The organism is Photobacterium japonica, assembly GCF_050337005.1.
Taxonomy (GTDB): domain Bacteria; phylum Pseudomonadota; class Gammaproteobacteria; order Enterobacterales; family Vibrionaceae; genus Photobacterium; species Photobacterium japonica.
On the sequence record NZ_JAKJSN010000014.1, the window covers coordinates 1 to 21,568 of the forward strand.

General features: G+C 48.9%; 18 protein-coding genes. 11 read left to right on the forward strand and 7 right to left on the reverse strand.

Annotated elements, in window-relative coordinates; all coding sequences use genetic code 11:
• Window positions 1-136 precede the first annotated feature (136 nt).
• The gene (locus L4C36_RS05705) at window positions 137-1,357 is read right to left on the reverse strand and encodes a hypothetical protein (RefSeq protein ID WP_428476831.1); all 1,221 of its coding nucleotides are present in this window, start codon (window positions 1,355-1,357) and stop codon (window positions 137-139) included.
• A gap of 307 nt (window positions 1,358-1,664) precedes the next feature.
• Window positions 1,665-2,861 carry an iron-containing alcohol dehydrogenase gene (locus L4C36_RS05710; protein WP_428476832.1) on the reverse strand — a complete coding sequence of 399 codons (1,197 nt, stop codon included), beginning with the start codon at window positions 2,859-2,861 and terminating at the stop codon, window positions 1,665-1,667.
• A 262-nt stretch (window positions 2,862-3,123) separates the two neighbouring features.
• Here L4C36_RS05710 and L4C36_RS05715 point away from each other — a divergent pair, with 262 nt between their 5' ends.
• From L4C36_RS05715 to L4C36_RS05735, 5 genes are all read left to right on the forward strand, one after another.
• Entirely contained in the window at window positions 3,124-4,047 is a 924-nt protein-coding gene (locus tag L4C36_RS05715) for a porin (RefSeq protein ID WP_428476833.1), read from the forward strand.
• Between the two features lie 271 nt (window positions 4,048-4,318).
• Window positions 4,319-4,582: a GrxA family glutaredoxin gene (locus tag L4C36_RS05720; protein WP_428476834.1), complete on the forward strand. Its 264-nt coding sequence runs from the start codon at window positions 4,319-4,321 to the stop codon at window positions 4,580-4,582.
• A gap of 205 nt (window positions 4,583-4,787) precedes the next feature.
• Entirely contained in the window at window positions 4,788-6,470 is a 1,683-nt protein-coding gene (locus L4C36_RS05725; RefSeq protein ID WP_428476835.1) for an aspartate:alanine antiporter, read from the forward strand.
• Between the two features lie 230 nt (window positions 6,471-6,700).
• Entirely contained in the window at window positions 6,701-7,375 is a 675-nt protein-coding gene (locus L4C36_RS05730) for a response regulator (RefSeq protein ID WP_428476836.1), read from the forward strand.
• Window positions 7,375-8,718, forward strand: a complete 1,344-nt coding sequence (locus tag L4C36_RS05735) for an ATP-binding protein (RefSeq protein ID WP_428476837.1) — start codon at window positions 7,375-7,377, stop codon at window positions 8,716-8,718. Before L4C36_RS05730 ends, L4C36_RS05735 begins: the two co-directional genes overlap by 1 nt.
• A gap of 116 nt (window positions 8,719-8,834) precedes the next feature.
• Here L4C36_RS05735 and fabV read toward each other — a convergent pair whose 3' ends face one another.
• The 3 genes from fabV to psrA form a co-directional block, all read right to left on the reverse strand.
• Window positions 8,835-10,037: an enoyl-ACP reductase FabV gene (gene fabV / locus L4C36_RS05740; protein WP_428476838.1), complete on the reverse strand. Its 1,203-nt coding sequence runs from the start codon at window positions 10,035-10,037 to the stop codon at window positions 8,835-8,837.
• A 197-nt stretch (window positions 10,038-10,234) separates the two neighbouring features.
• Complete coding sequence (locus L4C36_RS05745) at window positions 10,235-12,511, reverse strand: acyl-CoA dehydrogenase (RefSeq protein WP_428476839.1); 2,277 nt, start codon at window positions 12,509-12,511, stop codon at window positions 10,235-10,237.
• A gap of 94 nt (window positions 12,512-12,605) precedes the next feature.
• Window positions 12,606-13,265: a TetR family transcriptional repressor PsrA gene (gene psrA / locus L4C36_RS05750; RefSeq protein ID WP_428476840.1), complete on the reverse strand. Its 660-nt coding sequence runs from the start codon at window positions 13,263-13,265 to the stop codon at window positions 12,606-12,608.
• A gap of 965 nt (window positions 13,266-14,230) precedes the next feature.
• Here psrA and L4C36_RS05755 point away from each other — a divergent pair.
• A complete protein-coding gene (locus L4C36_RS05755) occupies window positions 14,231-14,698 on the forward strand; it encodes a DUF3859 domain-containing protein (RefSeq protein WP_428476841.1) in 468 nt (155 codons plus the stop codon).
• A gap of 349 nt (window positions 14,699-15,047) precedes the next feature.
• Here the strand turns inward: L4C36_RS05755 and L4C36_RS05760 are convergent, their stop codons facing one another.
• Window positions 15,048-15,902, reverse strand: coding sequence for an NAD-dependent epimerase/dehydratase family protein (locus L4C36_RS05760; RefSeq protein ID WP_428476842.1), 855 nt, complete (start codon window positions 15,900-15,902; stop codon window positions 15,048-15,050).
• 319 nt (window positions 15,903-16,221) lie between these two features.
• Between L4C36_RS05760 and L4C36_RS05765 the strand changes: the two genes are divergently transcribed.
• Entirely contained in the window at window positions 16,222-17,076 is an 855-nt protein-coding gene (locus L4C36_RS05765) for a MurR/RpiR family transcriptional regulator (protein WP_047874222.1), read from the forward strand.
• Window positions 17,077-17,365: 289 nt separating this feature from the next.
• Entirely contained in the window at window positions 17,366-18,811 is a 1,446-nt protein-coding gene (pyk, locus tag L4C36_RS05770; protein ID WP_428476843.1) for a pyruvate kinase, read from the forward strand.
• Window positions 18,812-18,893: 82 nt separating this feature from the next.
• Here pyk and L4C36_RS05775 read toward each other — a convergent pair whose 3' ends face one another.
• Window positions 18,894-19,355, reverse strand: coding sequence for an outer membrane lipoprotein (locus L4C36_RS05775; RefSeq protein WP_428476939.1), 462 nt, complete (start codon window positions 19,353-19,355; stop codon window positions 18,894-18,896).
• 63 nt (window positions 19,356-19,418) lie between these two features.
• Here L4C36_RS05775 and aat point away from each other — a divergent pair, with 63 nt between their 5' ends.
• The 3 genes from aat to infA all read left to right on the forward strand — a co-directional run bounded on the left by aat (window position 19,419) and on the right by infA (window position 21,317).
• Window positions 19,419-20,132 carry a leucyl/phenylalanyl-tRNA--protein transferase gene (aat, locus tag L4C36_RS05780; RefSeq protein ID WP_428476844.1) on the forward strand — a complete coding sequence of 238 codons (714 nt, stop codon included), beginning with the start codon at window positions 19,419-19,421 and terminating at the stop codon, window positions 20,130-20,132.
• The gene (locus L4C36_RS05785; RefSeq protein ID WP_428476845.1) at window positions 20,129-20,836 is read left to right on the forward strand and encodes an arginyltransferase; all 708 of its coding nucleotides are present in this window, start codon (window positions 20,129-20,131) and stop codon (window positions 20,834-20,836) included. Before aat ends, L4C36_RS05785 begins: the two co-directional genes overlap by 4 nt.
• A 262-nt stretch (window positions 20,837-21,098) precedes the next feature.
• Entirely contained in the window at window positions 21,099-21,317 is a 219-nt protein-coding gene (gene infA / locus L4C36_RS05790) for a translation initiation factor IF-1 (protein WP_005298441.1), read from the forward strand.
• Window positions 21,318-21,568 lie beyond the last annotated feature (251 nt).

Here is a 21,568-nt window from a genome sequence, read left to right on the forward strand (position 1 = left end):
AACCAATCAAGTAAAACTTAACAAGCTGTCACATTTTTCATAATTCAGCCATAACTTCCATTAATCGCTAATAACCCAGACTCCAGACATAAAAAAAGCAGCATAAATGCTGCTTTTTGTTGAAAATAGTAAACGGTTATTGCGTGACAGGCTCTGCATCTGGCACAACACGCTCAGAAACCGTAGCCGGAACGACGGGTAAGGCTTCTTGTGCAGCCGCATCCTCTTGCAGTGGTGTCATCGTTGCTTCCACCACCACGGCAGACAATTGCGATTGTAAATCGGCAATCTTGTCATTCTGCTGACGAATCAACGCTTGTAAGCCTTCCAGCTGATCTTGCGTCTGATCTTTTGAACCCAACTTTTTCGTCAATGCGTACTCTTGACGCGCCGCACTCACCTGTTGGCGAATCAAGGTACCTTGCTCTGCCAAAGAACGGTCTCGCAAATCCGTGTCATTCAGGGCTTGTGAAATCGCCAGCATCTGCGCTTCGACATCGAGTAAATAACTTTCGTATTCATCGCGGCTACGATCACGCAACGCTTTAACCGCCGCTGCCATGTGTTCCGCATGGGCTAACTCAAACGTGATCTGCGTGACAACCTGACTGATCGCATCAAACGCACGTGGCGATTGATCAATAAGGGATTTACCCGTATTGATTTCCGCTTCAACTTTGGCATAGCTCAATGGCGCTAAATATCGAACATCCTGACGACGCAGTTCACGCAATGCACGTTCCTGCGGCGCAATATAAATGCGCTTTATCACCCGCACTTCTAAGCTCTGGGCGCGCGATAAGAATTCCACCTGTTCATCTTTGGCTTTACTGACATCCCCTTTCGCGATCGCGCTAAACAAGCTGGCATAAAAGCGGTCCAAACGGGCAAACTCACTGTGGTAATGATCACTCGCATCAATCGACGTGAGGTAATCCATTTGGGTCATGGCCGGTTTCAGCACATCATTGGCCACGCGCTGCAAGTACTCGAGTTCTTGATAGTTGTGATCAACAATCGCAATCTCAGCATTGAAACGGTCTAGGTACGTTTCCGAAGAAAACAGCGAATAGCTTTGTTGTGCGGTCTCCGGTGTCATTTCCATGTCGCGATACAGACTGTCGGCACGTAACCAACTTTCCATCATCGCAACGTATTTATCCGGTGCATAAAGACGAAAGACCTCCGCATTGATCAAGATATCCCGCCAAAAGCGATGAGTGTGTTGCGCCGCTTGTAATACATCTTCCGTATTAAACGTGGTTTCTGCGCTCTGTTGTCCTTCAGGGGTTGTACTGCAGCCCCCGAGCAAAGCCGCTAGCACTAAAAGGCCTGCCGCTTGCTTGCAATAAGTCATATCCGTGTTCCGATTCGGCGCCCTCGCCTGATCCAATGTGACTCAGCGAAGTATTCTTGTCTAATTATTGGCGTTTATTCATTGTATATGACTGACCTTAACAGAAAAAGTTCATACTGTGATTTTCGACACGACGACAACATGATTGCGCCAGAGACAGCATTTCATCGTAAATTACCGCTTATTTGCGACAAAAATGGCCGCTATAACAGAAAAGCGAACAGCACATGACATGCTGTTCGCCCTTCATCAACGCGTTTTCTACTGAGTACTGACGTAAAAAACCTCACGTCATACGGGTCACTGACTACAACTCGGTATCATCCTGCGTTTGTGCCAACTCATCGTTTTGATGACACGTACAGATTTGATTGAGAATACTCAATAAACGTTCTTTATTCAGTGGCAATGGGTTGCCTTTGATCGCATTTGACAATAATGCATCTTCTGCAACCTCTTCAAACATCATGTCACATAATCCATATTCCGAGACCCGAGGCAAATTCAACCGCTTGAGGGTACGCTTCGTCCACTGGATCCCGTCACTGATTTCCGCATTCGTACTGCCCGTCAGAATGCAGGCCAATTGGCGATAGCGGTTAAGTACATCCGCTCGGCCGGCTTCACGGGCAGCAAGCACGTTTTCGTGCATCACGTAAGGAGCCAATTGTGCAGTGATCAAACCGTGTGGCGCATCTAATCGTCCTCCTAACGAGGAAGCCAATCCGTGCGCCGCCCCGAGCTTGGCATTGGCTGACGCCATGCCCCCTAACAAGGCAGCAAACGACATATCAGATCGCGCACGGGGATCATCATCTTCGCACGCAGCGATAATCGCCCCTGATAAACGACGTAACCCTTCTTCACACACCATATCGGTCAGGGGATTCGGGTCCCCACATACATAGGCTTCCATTAGATGGGCGAAGGCATCCATCCCGCAGTAACCTGACATCGTCGGATCCATGCCATAGGTGAGCGTGGGATCTATAATAGACAGATCCGGCAGCATCTCAGGACAACGCAGGCTGACTTTGACATTTTCTTGCGCTGAACGCAGCACGGCATTCTTACTCACTTCTGAACCGGTGCCAGCGGTGGTCGGTACGGCAATATACGGCAGCGGCTTGGCTTGCAATGGCACATTACGCCCCACCACTTCCACATAATCGTAAACGCTACCCTGATTGGGAATTAACGCTGCCAGCGCTTTACCGGTATCCAATACGCTGCCCCCACCAATGCCTAGCACCATATCAGGGCGAAACTTACGTCCCATGGCGGCCATTTCTTCCACCATCGCAATCAAGGGCTCACCGTGAATCGCCACCTGCTGATAACGCATCCCCTGCTGCTTCAAGTAGCTCACGACCGGCTCTGCGCGGGTACCGTCCTTACCTGTAACCAGCAATACGCTATACCCGAACTGGTTTAACGACGACAAGGAATTGATTAGCGCACCTTCACCAAAAATAATTCGTGATGAGGTCATGAACTGGAACATAAGCACTCCGTTACGCAGGTAGATTGAGTTAATTATTAATGAGTGTGCCCCGTTACGAAATCCTGTTTTTGATTCTGAGCAAGCTTTTACCAGTGATATCCATCGCTTACCCCAGAATCAGTCCATTGTCACATTTTGTTGTTATTTGTTGCGTCACAAATATGAAATGATAACGAAACGTTACTATCATTTTAAGGTTCTAGTCTTACCACAGCAAAAAACGGCAATGAAGCCATAAAAAAACACTTGCAGGGGACATAAAATGAAAAAGACAGTTTTGGCATCCACGCTCACCACACTTCTTTTCGCTGGCACGGCAAACGCTGCCATGGTTTATCAGGATGATTCCAGCTCACTCAGTATTGGTGGACGTGCAGAAGCGCGCTTTAACGTTTCTGACAACAATAAAGTGGGTGACAATAGTTCATTCGAAGATATCAGCCGCGCCCGTGTCAACATCAAAGGCAAAACCCAAATCATGGACGGCCTTGGCGCCTTTGGTACCTATGAGCTCGAAGTGGACCCTGGTAAAGATCAAACCATTGATACCCGCTACTTATTCGCCGGTATTGATACCCACTACGGCGCTTTCTCGTACGGCCAACAAGACTCGGCACAGGTCATCCTGACCGACTTCACTGATATTCTGGCCACCTTCGGCGGAGATGCGGCTGACCTTATCAACGGTAACAAAGACAAACGCGAAAACAACTTTGTGTATGCCGGCACCTTTGATGCGCTCACCGTCACCGCCAACTACATAGTGAACGATGAGAAAGATTCAGACAGCTACGGTATTTCATTTGTTTACTCACTGCCTATGGGGCTTGATCTCGGCGTAGGCTATGTTGATGGTCAGGAAAGCGATGAAGATGCTGATCAGATCAACTTAGCGGGTGCCTACACCTACAACGATTTCTACTTTGCTGCGATTTATACCGATGGCTCATTGGGTGATGAAGACTTGAAAGCCTATGAAATTGCAGCGGCGTACAAAATCAACCAACTGACCCTGCAAGGCGTCTACAACTTCCAAGAAGAAGGCAGCACGGATACCGTGGATTACTACGCGCTGGAAGGGGTCTATAAATTTAACGGCAATTTCCGCGCCTATGCCGGTTACCGCTTTGAACAAATCGACGATTTAGATGATCAAGTGCAAGCGGGCGTACGTTACGACTTCTAATAAGCAGCATACTCACAAGCTGCAATGCCCATAACGCTCACACACAACAGTCTTAACATGCATCACGCAACACTGGCGACACCAGAAACCGAGCACGCGCTCGGTTTCTTTTTTCTGCCCAAGCCTACCCCTCACAAGCGCTCATGCATCGGGAAACAGCGAAAAGAATCGGCATCAATCGGTTTTCTCTATCGCACTGAAAGAGAAAACCCGCTTTCTCATCAAGTACAGGCACGCTATAGTAACTGCATCAAATTTAAGGAGAGCTATCATGTTTGTTGTTATTTTTGGTCGCCCAGGCTGCCCATTCTGTGTTCGTGCAAAAGATCTTGCCGACAAACTAAAAGAAGAACGTGAAGACTTTAACTACCGTTATGTCGACATTCATGCAGAAGGGATCAGCAAAGCAGACCTTGAAAAGACCGTCGGTAAACCAGTAGAAACCGTGCCGCAAATCTTCGTCGATCAAGAGCACATCGGTGGTTGCACAGAGTTTGAAGCGTACGCCAAAGAAAACCTGAATCTATTTCAGTAATCGCTATAAAACACACAGTGCGATAACAATTTTATAAAAAGGCTGAAGCATCAGCCTTTTTTCATTTTTAGCTATTAGTAAAACCCACATCTCATAATAGTTTTTTTCTCTCAAAAGCCCGCATTTCCGTTAGGCACCCTCCGGAAAATCAGCTAAAATTTTCGGCACTTTTGTTGTTATCGCCTCTTCTTCGGAAAAATTTGTTGTGAATATCGATGTTGCCGCCCTTCTTCGCCAGAATGATATTCTGTTGCTCTTTGTGGTCTTGGCTGTTGGTCTCTCTGCAGGAAAAATTCGCATTGCGAATATGCAGTTAGGCAACTCTATCGGCGTTTTAATCACCGCCCTGCTGTTCGGTAATGCCGGCTTTACCTTTAATGCGGAAGCCCTCAATATCGGTTTCATGCTCTTCATTTTCTGTGTCGGTATCGAAGCAGGCCCGAACTTCTTCGGGATCTTTTTCCGTGACGGTAAACATTATCTGATGCTCGCTATGGTCGTGGTGGTCTCCGCCGTCGCCATTACGGCGCTCATGAGTAACTACCTCGATTTAGGCCTCGGTATGGCCACCGGTTTAATGGCGGGTTCACTCACCGCCACCCCCGTCTTAGTAGGGGCAAAAGATGCGCTGCTCAGCGGATTAACCGATGTCACCGATCCCACGGCCATTCAGCAAATAGTTGATAGCGTGAGCGTCGGCTACGCCATGTCGTACCTGATTGGCCTTGTCAGCGTGATCATGCTGGCGCGTTTGATGCCCATGCTGCAAAAGCAAAATTTGGCAGAATCCTCACAACAAATTGCTCGCGAACGGGGCATTGGCGAAAGCGCTCAGCGTAAAGTGTATTTGCCTATCATTCGTGCTTACCGTGTCGGCCCTGAGCTGATCAACTGGATTGACGGCCGTAACCTGCGTGAATTGGGTATCTACCGCCAAACCGGCTGTTATATCGAACGTATTCGCCGTAACGGTATTTTGGCTAACCCTGATGGCGACGCTATTTTGCAAGAAGGCGATGAAATTGCCTTGGTGGGCTACCCAGATAGCCACGCCCGTCTTGACCCGAGCTTCCGTAACGGTAAAGAAGTGTTTGACCGCGACTTACTCGACTTGCGTATCGTCGAAGAAGAGATCGTGGTGAAAAACGCCAACATTGCCGGTAAGCGTCTGTCTGAACTTAACTTATCGGAATACGGTTGCTTCCTTAACCGTGTGGTTCGTGCGCAAATCGAAATGCCGATGGACCACAATATTCTGCTGAGCAAAGGGGACATCCTGCAGGTCAGTGGCGAAAAAAGCCGGGTACTTGGCCTTGCTGAGCGTATCGGGTTTATCTCGGTTCACAGCCAAATTGCCGATTTGATTGCCTTCTGCTGCTTCTTTATTCTCGGCTTGCTGGTCGGCTCCATCACCATGACCTTTGGTCATATTGCCTTTGGTTTGGGTAGCGCGGCCGGGTTGTTGATTGCGGGGATTACCTTGGGCTTCCTGCGTGCCAACCACCCAACGTTCGGCTACGTGCCTCAAGGGGCACTGAATATGGCCAAAGATCTCGGCTTAATGGTGTTCATGGTCGGCATTGGCCTGAGCGCGGGTTCTAACCTGTTTGCGTCACTGGAAAACGTCGGGATCATGGTGTTTGTGGTGAGCTTAATGGTCAGCGTAATCCCAGTGGTACTGGCTTACCTGTTTGGGGCTTACGTCCTGAACATGAACCGCGCCCTGTTGTTCGGTGCCATCATCGGTGCCCGTACCTGCGCCCCTGCGATGGACATGATCAACGAACACGCCCGCAGTACGATTCCTGCGCTGGGATATGCCGGTACCTACGCCATTGCTAACGTCTTGTTGACGATCGCCGGCACACTGTTTGTGATCCTCAACTAAGCCGTATCGCAACCAATACAACGCATTGATTTTATCGCCCTCTGATGGACACATCAGGGGGCATTTTTTTGCATGTTATCCTTTTGAGTCAGCCCAGATTCAGTCCCCCTCGACTAAGCTAGTCACAGATAATACCCCGTATAAAGCCCCAAAATTACAACGAATTATTCGCCACCTGTTGCGCTATTCAGTATATTGGATAAATTAAAAACACATTGGTAATCAAAATTATGCGTATCCTTATTGTTGAAGATGACCCCATTTTGAGTCACCACTTAAAATCTCAACTCAGTGAGTTAGGCCACCAAGTGCAGTGCGCAGGCACCGCAGAAGAAGGCTTGTTCTTTGCTCAGGACTACCCCAATGATGTCGCCATTGTCGATATCGGCTTGCCCGATCGTGATGGCATCAGCCTGATTAAAGACATGCGCGATAAAGGCTTACGCTTGCCTATCCTTATTCTAACGGCTCGCTCCAACTGGCAGGACAAAGTCACGGGCCTGGAAGCCGGCGCGGATGATTACTTAGTCAAACCGTTTCAGAAAGAAGAAATGGTGGCACGTTTAAGCGCCCTTGTTCGCCGCAGTGCCGGGTTTGTAAAACCAGAAATGACCGCGGGTGACATTCGTGTTGATCTGCTAGCGAAGCAAGTGTTTATTCACGACACCCAGCTTGAGCTGACGGCCTTTGAATACGATTTACTGGAATATTTAATGCGCCACAGCCGCCAAGTGGTGTCGAAGCAGCGTTTACTCGATGTGCTGTATGAAGATCAAGAAGGTGATCCGAACACCATTGAAGTGATGATCAGTCGCTTACGTAAAAAGTTCACCAGCAACGGGCAAGATAACCCTATCTCCACCATTCGTGGTCAAGGGTATATCTTTGAGTTACAAGCCCAGTGATGAAAAACATTATCCAGCCCAGACTGCGCCGTCGGGTACTCGTCACCTCGGTGGCCATCATTGTATTGATCACCTCCGCCCTTGCCGGTGTGATCAATCAGCTCTACAGCCAAAGCTATATGGCCGCTTACTCATCAGAGCTGGTGGCACAAATGCCTATGGTGGTCGCACAGCTCAACCGCGCGGGTTTGATCAAAGATGTCGATAAATGGATCAACTCTGTTGACCCGTCAAACACGGATTACATGTCGGTGGTCTGCGATAAAAACGATCACACTATCTGGCTGTCAGAAGAAGCGAAAACAGCAACGATTGGCGACATTTGTGGCGAGCTGCCGAATAACATTCCCGTGCCCACGCTGATCGAAACCCTCTCGGGCGACAGTTATATTGCCTACAACATGAGCCAAGAGCGTGAAGGCGGCAAAATCTACCAGCTCGTGGTCTTGCGCTCGGGCGATGCCTACATGTCATCCTTGCAACAACTGCACAAACGCACCACCTTCTATTTGGGTTTGTTTGTACTTATTGCTATCGCCTTTTTGATTGCTGCGTTTCATTGGAGCTTTCAGCCATTACGTAAACTGGCGACCCAGCTGGATCAAATGACGGAAGCCAAACGCGACACGCTCGATGATAACTACCCAATGGAATTGCAAGATGTCACGTTGGCGTTAAACCGCCTGATTGAAATCAGCAATACCCAAAAAGGCCGCTATCGCCAAGCCATGGATGATCTGGCACACAGCCTAAAAACCCGTTTGGCCGCAACGAACGCCTTGCTGGATGACAATGACATTCCACGGGCAGAACTGAATCAACGCATCATGGAGCAAATCAGTCAGATGGATGAATTGGTTCAATACCAGCTCAAGCGCGCCATGATGGGTCAGCAAGGCTTACAGAAAGACAAAACCGACCTCAAGCCCCTGATCGACAGTTTTGGTCGCCTACTTAGCAAGGTGTACGCCGACAAAGACGTTATCTTGAACACCACTTTTGATCCGGCGCTGACGCTACCGGTCAACCGCAGTGATTTGATGGAGCTACTCGGTAATCTGCTGGAAAATGCTTATCGGTTCTGTATTTCTGAAGTGCAGATCAATGCCATTGAAACCCCTGACCATTACCTGATCCGGATTGAAGATGATGGCCCCGGTGTGGCCGAGGCAATGCGGGATGCGATATTCCAACGCGGTGTCAGGGCGGATCAGCGCAACCCAGGGCAAGGTATTGGGCTGTCTGTTTGCCATGAAATTGTGATGAGCTACCGTGGCAGCATTCATGTGGAAGCATCATCCCTTGAAGGTGCCGCTTTTGTCATTGAACTGCCTAAGCGTTAATGGCCGCTCTCTTTCAACCATAAGAAACGCGAATAAAAAAACCGCCTATCAGGCGGTTTTTTTTTTTCGGGCTATTATCGCGAGAGTCTGTCTTCAACCCACGCGATCAGGCGCGATTAGATGTTTTCAACGTCAAATTCAACAGCCGTGTTAACGTCTGCGTCGTAATCTACCGTTGCGATACCAAAGCCAAACAGCTTCAAGAACTCATCTTTGTACTGCTGGTAGTCAGCCACGTCGAACAAATTCTCGTTGGTCACGGTTGGCCATAGCTCACGGCAGTGCTTCTGAATGTCTTCACGCAACTCCCAGTCATCCAAACGTAGGCGGTTTTCGCTGTCTACGTCTGCTACGCTGCCGTCTGTTTTGTACAAACGTTGGGTGAACATGCGGTGAATCTGTTCCATACAGCCTTCGTGAACGCCTTCTTCGCGCATTTTCTTGAAGACCATCGCGATGTAAAGTGGCATCACAGGGATCGCCGAACTGGCTTGTGTCACAACACTTTTCAATACTGCAACGTTGGCAGAACCGCCCGTTACCGCTAACTTGCCGTTAAGCTCAGCCGCTGCACGGTCAAGATCCATCTTCGCTTTACCTAGCGCACCGTGCCAGTAAATTGGCCACGTGATTTCAGTACCGATGTAGCTGTAAGCCACGGTCTTACAACCGTCAGCCAATACACCCGCGTCAGACAGGGTATTGATCCACAATTCCCAATCCTGACCGCCCATCACGGTGACGGTATCTTCAACTTCTTGCGCTGTCGCAGGCTCGATGCTTGCTTCAATCAATACGTCTTTGTTGGTATCAACCGCTGTCGCCGTGTAGGTTTCACCCATCGGTTTTAGCGTTGAACGGATCACTTCGCCGGTGTCTGGCATTTTACGCACAGGAGACGCCAGTGAGTACACCACCATATCAATCTGACCAAGATCGGCTTTGATCAAATCAATCACTTTCTGTTTTGCTTCGTGAGAGAACGCATCACCATTCAAGCTCTTGGAATACAAGCCTTCTGCTTTCGCATGCTTATCGAATGCGGCAGTGTTATACCAGCCTGCTGTACCCGGCTTCTTCTCTGTACCTGGTTTTTCAAAGAAAACACCAATGGTCGCCGCACCGCCACCGAATGCAGCAGCAATGCGTGATGACAGACCGTAACCGCTTGATGAACCCACGACCAGCACGCGCTTTGGTGCATTGGCAATAGGCCCTTGGGCTTTGGTATAAGCAATTTGCTCTTTAACGTTTTCTTCACAACCCACAGGATGCGTCGTTGTACAAATAAATCCACGAATTTTAGGTTTGATGATCATTTTCAACTTCCCTTACACAATTAGCAGTAGGATAAAAGGTAAATGGCAAGTTCGCATTATTTTTATGAGTGAAAACGCTAAATTTGGCAGTGGTTGGAGGTGTTCAACCGTGAACGTGCTGAATTTTGCGCAAAAAAAGTGCCACGCAAAAGCGTGGCACATGGGAGACACCAGGTTATTGTTCTGCGACTTTCGTCTTAGGCAGCCTTTCCCGGTTGCAAACTGCCTTTTTTAAATTTATCTGCAGCAAAATGATCCACTTGAATCGCTTGCTGTCTGAGTTGCTCTGCATTGTGCATCCTATCAACGTCTCCTTCTGTGACGATCCCCGCACTCAAGGCGATGTGTAATTTTTCTGTTAACGAAACCTTGCGCGGGATCTCGCCCGCCCTGATGGCGTTGGCCAATTTTGTCTCAATTTCTTTGACCTCATGCATGGCAATAAACGCCCGTTCGATAATCCCAACCGGATCCGTCGCTTTCTCACCGACATAACATAAGTGGGTTAATCGATCGCGTTGCGCCCCCGGTGTCATTAATACCTTGGCGACTTGTAAGGTCAGGGCATCATTGGGCGCGGCGTAATGCATACCCAGCGGGAACAACAGGCTACGCAATCCTCGTCCCACCCCTTTACGGGGGAAGTTGGCAAACACGCCATCAAACGCTTGCGAACATTGGTGTAAACAATGCTGCACCCCGTAATGTACCAAGGGGAGATCTTCAGCCTTTCGTCCTTCATCTTCATAACGTTTGAGTACTGCCGACGCCAAATACAAATGGCTGAGCACATCCCCAAAACGGGCCGAAATCATTTCATGGCGTTTCAGCTCCCCACCCAAGGTCAACATCGCCACATCCGCGGCCACCGCCAATGCCCGGCTCATACGACCTAACTGGCGATAATGGGTCGCGGTTTCACCACTGACGGGTGAGCGATTAAATCGCGATCGGGTGAACGCATTCAGCAATGATGTAGCGCTATTGCCGAGCGCAAAACGGATGTGTTTGGCTAACAGGCGATCAAAGTCTTCCGCCCCTTTCTGGCTATCGGGATCACTGGCGGCCGCCATTTCTTGTAAGACGTAAGGATGGCAGCGCGTCGCCCCCTGACCAAAGATCATCAAGTTACGAGTAAGAATATTGGCCCCTTCCACGGTGATCGCCACCGGCATCCCAAAATAGTGGTGTCCCAAGTAGTTCATGGGTCCCAACTGAATAGCACGGCCGGCATGCACATCCATCGCGTCATTAAGCAGACTGCGGGCAATTTCCGTCATATGGTATTTCGTTATCGCGGTCACAATGCCAGGGGTTTCCCCCATGTCTAGCGATGTGGTGGTTAGGGTGCGAGCCGCTTCGAGCAAATACGTCATCCCCGCTAAGCGTCCAATGGGTTGCGCGACCCCTTCAAACTGACCAATGGAGAGCCCAAACTGTTTACGTACCGTGGCATACGCACTGGTGGTACGGGCAGACAAATGCCCGACCGCCGCTCCCAGCGCGGGCAATGAGATGCCTCGTCCTGCAGACAAGCATTCCACCAGCATGCGCCAGCCCCGACCGACATAGTCTTGCCCGCCAATCACCCAATCCATCGGAATAAACACGTCTTGTCCACGGGTCGGCCCATTCATAAAGGCTAAGTTCAGCGGGTCATGACGCTCACCCAGCTCAACCCCCTCATGGTCTGCCGGGATCAGTGCACAGGTGATTCCCCGCTCTTCTTCATCCCCGATAAGCCCCTCCGGATCAGACAGTTTAAACGCCAAACCCAGCACGGTCGCCACCGGGGCAAGCGTGATGTAGCGCTTATTCCAACTGACTCGAATACCCAGCACCTCTTTACCTTGATAGTCGCCGTAACACACGACGCCGCGATCAGGGATCCCGCCCGCATCTGAGCCCGCTTCTGGCCCGGTTAATGCGAAACAAGGAATGTCTTTCCCTTGTGCCAAGCGAGGCAACCAATAGTCTTTTTGCGCGTCAGTCCCGTAATGGGTTAACAACTCCCCCGGCCCAAGTGAATTGGGCACCATCACCGAGACTGCGGCACTCAAACTTTTTGTTGCAATGCGCGCCACGATGGTGGAATTGGCGTGTGCCGAAAAATTCAGCCCGCCGTATTCTTCACCGATAATCAGGGAGAAAAATTTCTCGCGACGCAGAAACTCCCACACGGCCGGCGGCAGATCCTTGTCTTCCTGTACGATTTGGTAGTCATCGAGCATATCCAACAGGGTTATTAATTGGGTGTCGATAAAGGCTTGCTCCGACGCGCTTAGGGTCGGTTGTGGGTAGGTCAACAACGTATTCCAATTGGGCGAACCACTAAACAACTCGCCATCCCACCACACACTGCCGGCTTCCATGGCTTCGCGTTCCGTCTCAGACAACGGCGGTAACACTTTCTTAAACAGCTTAAAGGCGGGATCACTGAGGTAGCGCTTTCTTAGGTCGATTAGCATACTCATAGTTCAGGTCCTTTCGTCACGACGTTCGTTATGGGTGTGATGACTCGCAGGTGCTCGGGGTATCTGGGGATTGCTTTTGCGGGCGAAAGCCGCGTTATCCCTCCTTTATTAAGGACAGTGGTGGATCGATAGGTGCCGCTACGCCTGCCGCCAAATACGGCACAAGACGGTCAACCAACGCTTCAGGTGTGACTTGCTGGGAAAAATCGTTATTGGCTATCTCACACAATGCGGTGGATGACGCCATAGTGAACACTGACGCGCCGAGGGTAAAATGCAGTCGCCAAAACAGCGTTTCTTGATCAATAGAAGGATTCGCTCGCCGTATTGCGGTCGTAAATTGTGCCAGTACCCCGTCATAACGCGTCACGATAAACCAACGTAAATGCCCTTGCACATCGGTATATCCACGGCCAATCAACGACATGAACGTCGTCGCGCCCTGCGGACGAAAATCATTGAGCGCCAACAGCGGGGCTTTCAGGCACCGGAAGACGTCTTCCATCGTAAATTCATCTCGGGTTAATAACACCTTCAACTCGGTTTGCAATGCAGGCATGAAGGTTTCTAAATAGCGACTCAGCACGGCCCTCACCAAGGTTTTTTTATCGCCATAGTGATAATTCACCGAAGCCAAATTCACACCCGCTTTACTGGTAATGGTTCTCAGCGAAGTATCATTGAACCCTTGCTCGGCAAAAAGCCGTTCGGCAGCATCCAAGATCCGGGCTTTGGTTTCTCCCTTTCCAGCCATATTCAATCACCTGTATTAAACGGACGTTTAAATTTTACATTTAATTTACAATTTTAACAAGAAGGTTTTCCACAAAGGGGCCTTACCAACCGCTGGGGTCTCCGCTATTTTCTCAGCGGGGTCTCATGACAATGCATTGAGAATGGCAGTCAAAAAAAAGAATGAGAAAAATAGAAAAAAGTGGGAACAAAGGGAAAAAACGCGGGTCATAATTAATGCCACTGCTTTTTCTTAGAAGACATTCTTCGAAGCCCGTCCCCTTATGGAGATGGGTTTTCTTTATTGGGGCGCACACTCCGCGGCCATTATCCGCCGCTTCTCTGCTGTTTTCCGATCGATATCGAGCACGTTACGTCAGCCCCATACGCAGTCACTCCCGCGGCCTAGCAGAATAGGCATTGAAAAAATTAGCTTAAAATCATTAATTTAAAAAAACATCTGCTTTTTTTGAACATTTTTCGGAACCAACGCTGATTTCACGGGTCATAACTAGTGACATTAAGATTAAAGATTTTTGATTTGTTCGCTGGCCGCCAACACGCCTTCTTCTCTTTAGTCCGCTGATGCCACTGCTGCTAAACTCCTAATTGTGTAAATAGAGCTTTGCCCACTGCTTGTCAGTGGGCTTTTTTTTGCCTGCTCTTTTACCAACGTCATATACCCACGCCACACATCCCTTTTTAGAATGCACTGTTTTATAAAATCCCATCGGATACCCCAGTCAAAATCAACCTCCCTTTTTTCTCGGTCAGGAACGACCAATGAAACGTGATATGACACGTAGATATGCAATCAGACTTATAGGTTGGACGAGGATTCGCTTTTTTTACCTTTACCCTCCTTAACCGCCTATTTACTATTCACACAGTGATCAACCATCACGCACAACAATGCTTTATCGGCATGATAAATAAAGTGAATTGTCATCTGCCATCGTTATATTTCCGTTGAGAGAAAGGGATTAAATGGAATATTCAAAAATCTATATGCTTTGTGTCGTTGCCGCCCTAGCCGGATGCTCAACGACGCCAACAACACACATGACCCTTGCCGAAAAAGGCCAATATGTCGCGAATACTGACAACGCGACGGAAGGCAATAACTTGGGCGTCATTTCAAATATCGCGTTTATCGATGAATCCAATATCATCCCAGCGGTAAAAGGCACACGCTTTGGCATGAGTTACGATGTCACCGGTGAAGACACGCAAGTGGTACACAAAATCACGTTCCCGCCGATGAAAGATCCTAAAACCGGCAACATGATTGATTCTGTGAGTTATAACCAAGCCATTACCACGGGCAACACATTCTTTGGTTACTACATTTCAGAAGATTGGGAAGTGGTACCAGGGAAATGGACATTCTCTATCATCCATGATGATGATGTTGTGTTGACAGAAGAATTTACGCTAGAAAAACCGGTTTATTAATCGGCGATCAAACCCAAGCCTCGCTTTATGGGTTTCACTCTACTTGCTTATCTAAACGGCTCTATTTAGGGCCGTTTTCTTTAATTCTTCACCAATACGTCGCCCCAATCCCCCGCTCCTGATCTTCCCTGACACGCATTGAAAAAATAATTTTTTAAAAAAATGCAGTTTGGCGTGAACTTTGTCGAAAAGCCTTGGTCATATTAATAACACTTCAATTTAAAGATGATTATGACGCAGTCACTCTTCTTTAATTATTGATGCCACTGCTGCTAAACTCCTAATTGTGTTTATTTTTCATCCCGCCGCGTTTGCAGCGGGATTTTTTTTATTGGTGCGTTTTCAATGCCTATATTTCTGGCATATAAGCCATCAAGTCAGGGTGCGTCAGCGTCAAGTCCAGTAATTCACACGTCGCCTGTGCATCAATCACTTTACAGCCCCTGGCCTGAACGGCCTCTTCGGTTTCCGGAATAAACTGTGGCAATGGCAAACCGGCTTGTGCTGCCATGTGGCAATAATACCTTGCACGTGAAGGGTGTTCCGGCGCAGCCAAATGCAATACCTGTCCACCCGGCCACTGTTGAATAATGCGTTTAATGGCCTGTATGCAGTCGTGTTGGTGTATCAGGTTTACTCGATCGCCTCCTTGCAGGATACCTTCCCGTCCAGACAAAAAGCGGACAGGATGACGACCCGGGCCAATCAATCCTGCCAACCGTAGCACCACGGCATCCTCTCCCCATTGTTGCAACACGTGCTGTTCCATCTGGGCATGCGCATGGCCAGACGCCGTCTCTGGCTGCACAGGGGTGGATTCAACCACCGTGCCTGTTATCCCACCATACACCGCCGTTGTGCTAATGAAGATAATCCGCTGAGTCCCGTAGTGACGCGCCGCTGCAATGAGTTGCCCCACATTTTTCTGCCAGGCAGGGACAGCCCCGGTTTGGCGCCCAGGCGGCACATTGATCACCAGCACATCGGTAGTAAAGAAGTCAGCAAGACATGAAGAAGAGGCCACATCCAGCGGTAACTGCAACTTGACGCCGTGCACACCCATGGCAGCCAACGCCTCGACGTCTTCTTTTTGTTGTCGACTGCCCCACACCTCGGCCCCTAATGCCACTAATTGCGCCGCCAACGGCGCCCCTAGCCAGCCACAACCACAAATGCTGACTTTCGTATTATTCCATATATCCACCCGTCCTCCCCGTCATAACCAATCAATAAAATGGCGGTAAATAACCACGGCATTTTTTTCAACCTGTAAATTAATTCCCTGCTACTGAAAATAAACAACAAAATAAAGCCAATGTCGCGCACATATCGGTCGTTTTGCATAATTTTCATTTCAATTCTGAAAGGAAAAACTCGATCTTTGTCAAACTATAATAAAAAGACAACGTAATACTCGCCGATTTGCTAGGAGCAGATCTCTGAAAAGTAGTATAGTTTCATCAAAATGGCGCGATAAGAACAACGTAGCCAATAATGAAATTCAGTAACGAGCGGTAACCGCCATGAATACCCTAGAGAAAATTCAAAAGAACCTTGATAATTTCAGCAAATCAGAGCGTAAAGTGGCTGAGGTCATTCTTGCATCACCTCAAACCGCCATTCACTCCAGCATTGCAACTCTGGCGAAAATGGCCGATGTCAGTGAGCCTACCGTCAATCGCTTCTGCCGTCGACTCGATACCAAAGGGTTCCCCGATTTTAAACTGCATCTGGCACAAAGCTTGGCTAACGGTACACCGTATGTGAACCGTAATGTTGAAGAAGACGATGGCCCTGATGCCTATACGTCAAAAATCTTTGAATCAACCATGGCGTGCCTAGACGTCGCCAAAAACAGCCTTGACCCGATGCAGGTAAACCGTGCTGTGGATTTGCTCACTCAAGCAAAGAAAATATCTTTCTTTGGTTTGGGGGCGTCAGCGTCTGTCGCGCACGATGCGCAAAACAAATTCTTCCGCTTTAACATTCCGATTGTTTGCTTTGATGACATCGTGATGCAGCGCATGAGCGTGATTAACTGCTCTGACGGTGATGTCGTTGTGATGATCTCGCACACTGGCCGCACAAAGAGTTTGGTAGAAGTTGCCCGTATGGCCCGTGAAAACGGCGCTACCGTGATCGGTATTACCGCCAAAGACTCGCCGCTGGATCGTGAGTGTTCGCTGTCTATCTGCTTAGATGTGCCGGAAGACACCGACATCTATATGCCAATGGCCAGCCGTGTGGTGCAAATGACCGTGATTGATGTACTGGCAACCGGTTTTACCCTGCGTCGAGGCGCCGGGTTTCGCGAAAACCTTAAACGCGTGAAAGAATCCCTCAAGGATTCACGCTTCACGAAAGAAGGCATTTTATAAAAGAAAAGGCACGGCGCAGGTCGTGCTTTTTTTATGCCGCTACACTTGTCATATCACACCGCACAACCGTCGGTATTACCTCTGTTTTCTACCACTGAGAAAAAGGCTTTATGGTGGCGTGAAAAATCATTTATCAACGGCCATTTGAGGATGCTTTTTCTTACATTTTGTTGATAAAGAACAGCATCTTCTGGCACGTTAGTGTAGTACTATTTCTTGCACATCAATGAAAGTGATGATCATAATGCAATCGTTTTCATTGCACATAATGATACAAATGGAGCTTACAATGTCTGAAAGGCTAAGACGTACTAAAATCGTGACAACTCTGGGTCCTGCAACTGACCGTGATAATAACCTAGAAAAAATTATCGCAGCAGGCGCAAACGTTGTTCGCATGAACTTCTCTCACGGTAGCCCAGAAGATCACATTCAACGTACTAAGACTGTTCGTGAAATTGCAGCCAAACTGGGTAAGCACGTTGCTATCCTCGGCGATCTGCAAGGTCCTAAGATCCGCGTATCAACCTTCAAAGACAACAAAATCCAACTGGCTATCGGTGACGTATTCACCCTTGATAGCGACCTGCCAAAAGGCGAAGGTAATCAGCAATCTGTTGGCCTTGACTATAAAGAGTTACCGAATGACGTGGTCACCGGTGATCTCCTACTACTTGATGACGGTCGCGTACAACTTGAAGTGACGTCTGTAGAGGGCAACAAAGTGCACACTGTTGTGACCGTGGGTGGCCCACTGTCTAACAACAAAGGCATCAATAAAAAAGGTGGCGGCCTGTCTGCAGAAGCACTGACTGAAAAAGACAAAGCTGACATCATTACTGCTGCACAAATGGGCGTTGACTACCTTGCGGTGTCTTTCCCACGTAACGGCGAAGACATGAAGTATGCACGTCGTCTTGCAGTAGAAGCAGGCCTTGACGCTAAGCTTGTCGCAAAAGTAGAGCGCGCAGAAGCCGTTGCAACAACGGAAGCGATGGATGACATCATCATGGCGTCTGACGTTGTCATGGTTGCTCGTGGTGACTTGGGCGTTGAGATTGGCGACCCTGAGCTAGTAGGCGTGCAGAAGAAATTGATCCGTCGTGCGCGTAGCCTAAACCGTACCGTGATCACTGCAACGCAGATGATGGAATCCATGATCACCAGCCCAATGCCAACACGTGCAGAAGTGATGGACGTTGCGAACGCCGTGCTTGATGGTACGGATGCGGTAATGTTATCGGCTGAAACGGCAGCAGGTGACTTCCCTGTTGAGACAGTAACAGCCATGGCTAGCGTGTGTGTGGGGGCAGAGAAAGAGCCTAGCATCAACGTATCTAACCACCGTTTGGCACGTACGTTTGAATCGCCAGAAGAAACCATCGCGATGTCAACCATGTACGCTGCAAACCACATGGAAGGCGTAAAAGCGATGGTCGCAATGACAGAGTCTGGCCGTACACCACTGATGATGTCTCGTATCTCATCGGGTCTGCCAATCTTTGCCATGTCTCGCAATGAAAACACCCTAAACCGCGCATCACTATTCCGCGGTGTGACACCGGTGTTCTTCGACCGTGACAGCGATGCTGGCTTAGAAGCGGCAAAACACGCATTGAGTGTACTTAAAGACAAAGGTTTCCTTGACCAAGGCGATCTTGTGATCATCACTCAGGGTGATGTGATGGATACCGTTGGGTCAACCAACAACATGCGTATTCTGACGGTAGAATAAACCCTACTGCTTTGAGCAAGCATGATCAAAAAAGCGTGAGGCCACTGGCTTTCACGCTTTTTTTTATCGACGGTAATGATCGCTACGGATACGTTTTATCCACCCTGACGCCGTCATAAAAATACAAAATACGTACATCATCACCACGCGAAAAACGCATCGTGTTATCCATATCTTGGATCACATCAATCAAACGCCCATCATCCACCTTGATCAATATTTCGACCAACTGATAATCAACCACATGCTGCGTGGGTTGACGTTCATGAGCGATACCCGCTCCAGCAATCACCCCCACCGCAGTCGCGACTTCCCGTCCGGAGCCATCACCAAATTGGTTGCCGACTAAACCACCAATCACCCCACCTAATAAGGTTTCCCAGCCGTTACGCTGCGAGGTGACGATGTCTTGATAACTGATATACCGCACACTGTCGACGTGACCAAACACCACCTCATTCACCGCGCGCGCCTGATTACGGTTATAGGGCGCGGCCGATATCACCAACGGAAAAATTAGCAATAACAATAACGCTTTTCTCATCATATAATCCCCTTATACCCCGTTGCGTTACCCGTGGCATTGTTCAACAACCTGTATGTAATTATGGCAATCTATCTTCCTGAGCTCGACCCGGTCAACACTGACTTCCCCGCCCCAGAAACCGCACTGGCAGAACCGAATGGCCTGCTCGCATTTGGGGGCGACTTGCGCCCTGCCCGTTTACTGTCTGCGTATCGCCAAGGTATTTTCCCTTGGTTCACAGAAGGCGAACCTCTACTGTGGTGGAGTCCGGCTCCCCGGGCGGTGTTTTTGTCGGCACACTACCGTCCGAGCAAAAGCCTGCGTAAGTTTTACCGCAAATCAGGGTATACCATCACAGTGAACCATGCCTGCAAAAGCGTGATCCAATTATGCGCCGACACGCGGGGGAAAGATGAAACCTGGATCACCCCTGACATGATTCATGCTTACCAGCACATGCATGACCTCGGTTATTGCCATTCTGTTGAAGTGTGGCAGCAGGGTGAACTGGTCGGGGGCTTATATGGGATCAGTATGGGTGGCGTGTTCTGTGGTGAGTCGATGTTTTCAATTGCGGATAACGCTTCTAAAATTGCATTGTGGTCTTTTTGTCAGCATTTCTCCGCGCACGGTGGCCACCTTATCGATTGCCAGATGATGAACGATCACCTGGCGTCATTAGGTGCCGCAGAGATGGATCGCCCACACTTTACACAGGCGCTTCACCAGTTAAGCGATATCACGCTCGACGTGAACTGCTATCAACCTCAGGAGCTAACCCCGGTACTTTCATGAATCCTTTCAATCAGATTTCATTACGGATCGGGCTCACCCCCGAATCTGACTGCAACTACCTGCCAGGGGAAAACGAACAACTGGGCGTGGTGATGGATCATCACTGGTTCACACCCGAAGGCTATAATGTATTAATTGCGTCAGGGTATCGTCGCAGCGGCAGTGCCATTTATCGGCCAATGTGCACACAGTGCCAAGCCTGTACACCATTGCGGGTGGCATGCCAAGCCTTTACGCCAAGCAAAAGTCAGAAGCGCCAGCTCAATCAGATGAAACCGCTGCGTTGGGTGTTCAAGTCGACGTTGGATGAGGAATGGTTTTCACTGTATGAACGCTACATCCACCAGCGCCATCGCAACGGCTCAATGTATCCAGCGAACAAAGATCAGTTCTTTGAATTTTGCACCGCCCCTTGGATGCATACCCAGTTCTTACATGTGTATGATGGCGACACGCTGATCGCGATTGCGGTGACCGATGTGTTTGATGATGCACTCAGTGCGATGTACAGCTTCTTTGATCCGGCCTCCCCGCTGTCGCTGGGAACACTGTGCGTGCTGTACCAAATCCAATACTGCCAACAGACCGGTCGAGATTGGCTGTATCCGGGCTACCAAATTGATGCGTGCCCAGCGATGAATTACAAAATACGCTTCAAGCCCCACCAAAAGCTACGGGATAACCGCTGGCAATCGAGCGACTAACACCGCAAGATGAGAAAGCACCTTGCCAATTTTTCTTTAATGGGCTACGCAAAACCCCGTATTTTAAAGTAACTGAGATGTAGAGCTGCTATTTTCACCGGTAACTGCTTGCAAATTAGATAAAATGCGTTTTAATGCACTACAGTAGCTGACAAAGTACCACGGCAAGGGTAAAATTGCCGCCTGAACTTTACACTCAAACAGATTCAAGGCATTATCCAGCCCGATCAAGACGAATGGCTGGTAGCCTATAGAGGATTCAATGGCAAAAGAAGACGTAATTGAAATGCAAGGCACTGTACTTGATACACTGCCTAACACAATGTTCCGCGTAGAGCTAGAAAACGGTCACGTTGTTACCGCTCACATCTCTGGCAAAATGCGTAAAAACTACATCCGTATTCTTACTGGTGACAAGGTAACTGTGGAACTGACTCCATACGACCTAACCAAAGGCCGCATCGTCTTCCGCGCCCGTTAATCTTACGCAAAGATTACAGAATACAAATAAAACCCGGCGCTTGCCGGGTTTTATTTTTCTCCCTCTTCCTACTTCTCTTTTCATCGTCCCCCTCACGGTTAACACCTGTATATTTACCTGTTTTTTCTCCCGCTAATCACCCACTTTTTGCCTGTTTTTCAATCGTTTTAACCGCGCTATTTACCGGCTTGTTTCGCCTCGAAATTGACAGTGTTGTCATCAAAAAATCTCATTGAAACAAGCAGATTATT

What these genes read in the sequence shown, in the direction of transcription:
- L4C36_RS05705 (WP_428476831.1), bottom strand. Translation starts at nt 1,357, where the DNA reads ATGACTTATTGCAAGCAAGCGGCAGGCCTTTTAGTGCTAGCGGCTTTG.
- L4C36_RS05710 (WP_428476832.1), bottom strand. Translation starts at nt 2,861, where the DNA reads ATGTTCCAGTTCATGACCTCATCACGAATTATTTTTGGTGAAGGTGCG.
- L4C36_RS05715 (WP_428476833.1), top strand. Translation starts at nt 3,124, where the DNA reads ATGAAAAAGACAGTTTTGGCATCCACGCTCACCACACTTCTTTTCGCT.
- L4C36_RS05720 (WP_428476834.1), top strand. Translation starts at nt 4,319, where the DNA reads ATGTTTGTTGTTATTTTTGGTCGCCCAGGCTGCCCATTCTGTGTTCGT.
- L4C36_RS05730 (WP_428476836.1), top strand. Translation starts at nt 6,701, where the DNA reads ATGCGTATCCTTATTGTTGAAGATGACCCCATTTTGAGTCACCACTTA.
- L4C36_RS05735 (WP_428476837.1), top strand. Translation starts at nt 7,375, where the DNA reads ATGAAAAACATTATCCAGCCCAGACTGCGCCGTCGGGTACTCGTCACC.
- fabV (WP_428476838.1), bottom strand. Translation starts at nt 10,037, where the DNA reads ATGATCATCAAACCTAAAATTCGTGGATTTATTTGTACAACGACGCAT.
- L4C36_RS05745 (WP_428476839.1), bottom strand. Translation starts at nt 12,511, where the DNA reads ATGAGTATGCTAATCGACCTAAGAAAGCGCTACCTCAGTGATCCCGCC.
- psrA (WP_428476840.1), bottom strand. Translation starts at nt 13,265, where the DNA reads ATGGCTGGAAAGGGAGAAACCAAAGCCCGGATCTTGGATGCTGCCGAA.
- L4C36_RS05755 (WP_428476841.1), top strand. Translation starts at nt 14,231, where the DNA reads ATGGAATATTCAAAAATCTATATGCTTTGTGTCGTTGCCGCCCTAGCC.
- L4C36_RS05765 (WP_047874222.1), top strand. Translation starts at nt 16,222, where the DNA reads ATGAATACCCTAGAGAAAATTCAAAAGAACCTTGATAATTTCAGCAAA.
- pyk (WP_428476843.1), top strand. Translation starts at nt 17,366, where the DNA reads ATGTCTGAAAGGCTAAGACGTACTAAAATCGTGACAACTCTGGGTCCT.
- L4C36_RS05775 (WP_428476939.1), bottom strand. Translation starts at nt 19,355, where the DNA reads ATGAGAAAAGCGTTATTGTTATTGCTAATTTTTCCGTTGGTGATATCG.
- aat (WP_428476844.1), top strand. Translation starts at nt 19,419, where the DNA reads ATGGCAATCTATCTTCCTGAGCTCGACCCGGTCAACACTGACTTCCCC.
- L4C36_RS05785 (WP_428476845.1), top strand. Translation starts at nt 20,129, where the DNA reads ATGAATCCTTTCAATCAGATTTCATTACGGATCGGGCTCACCCCCGAA.
- infA (WP_005298441.1), top strand. Translation starts at nt 21,099, where the DNA reads ATGGCAAAAGAAGACGTAATTGAAATGCAAGGCACTGTACTTGATACA.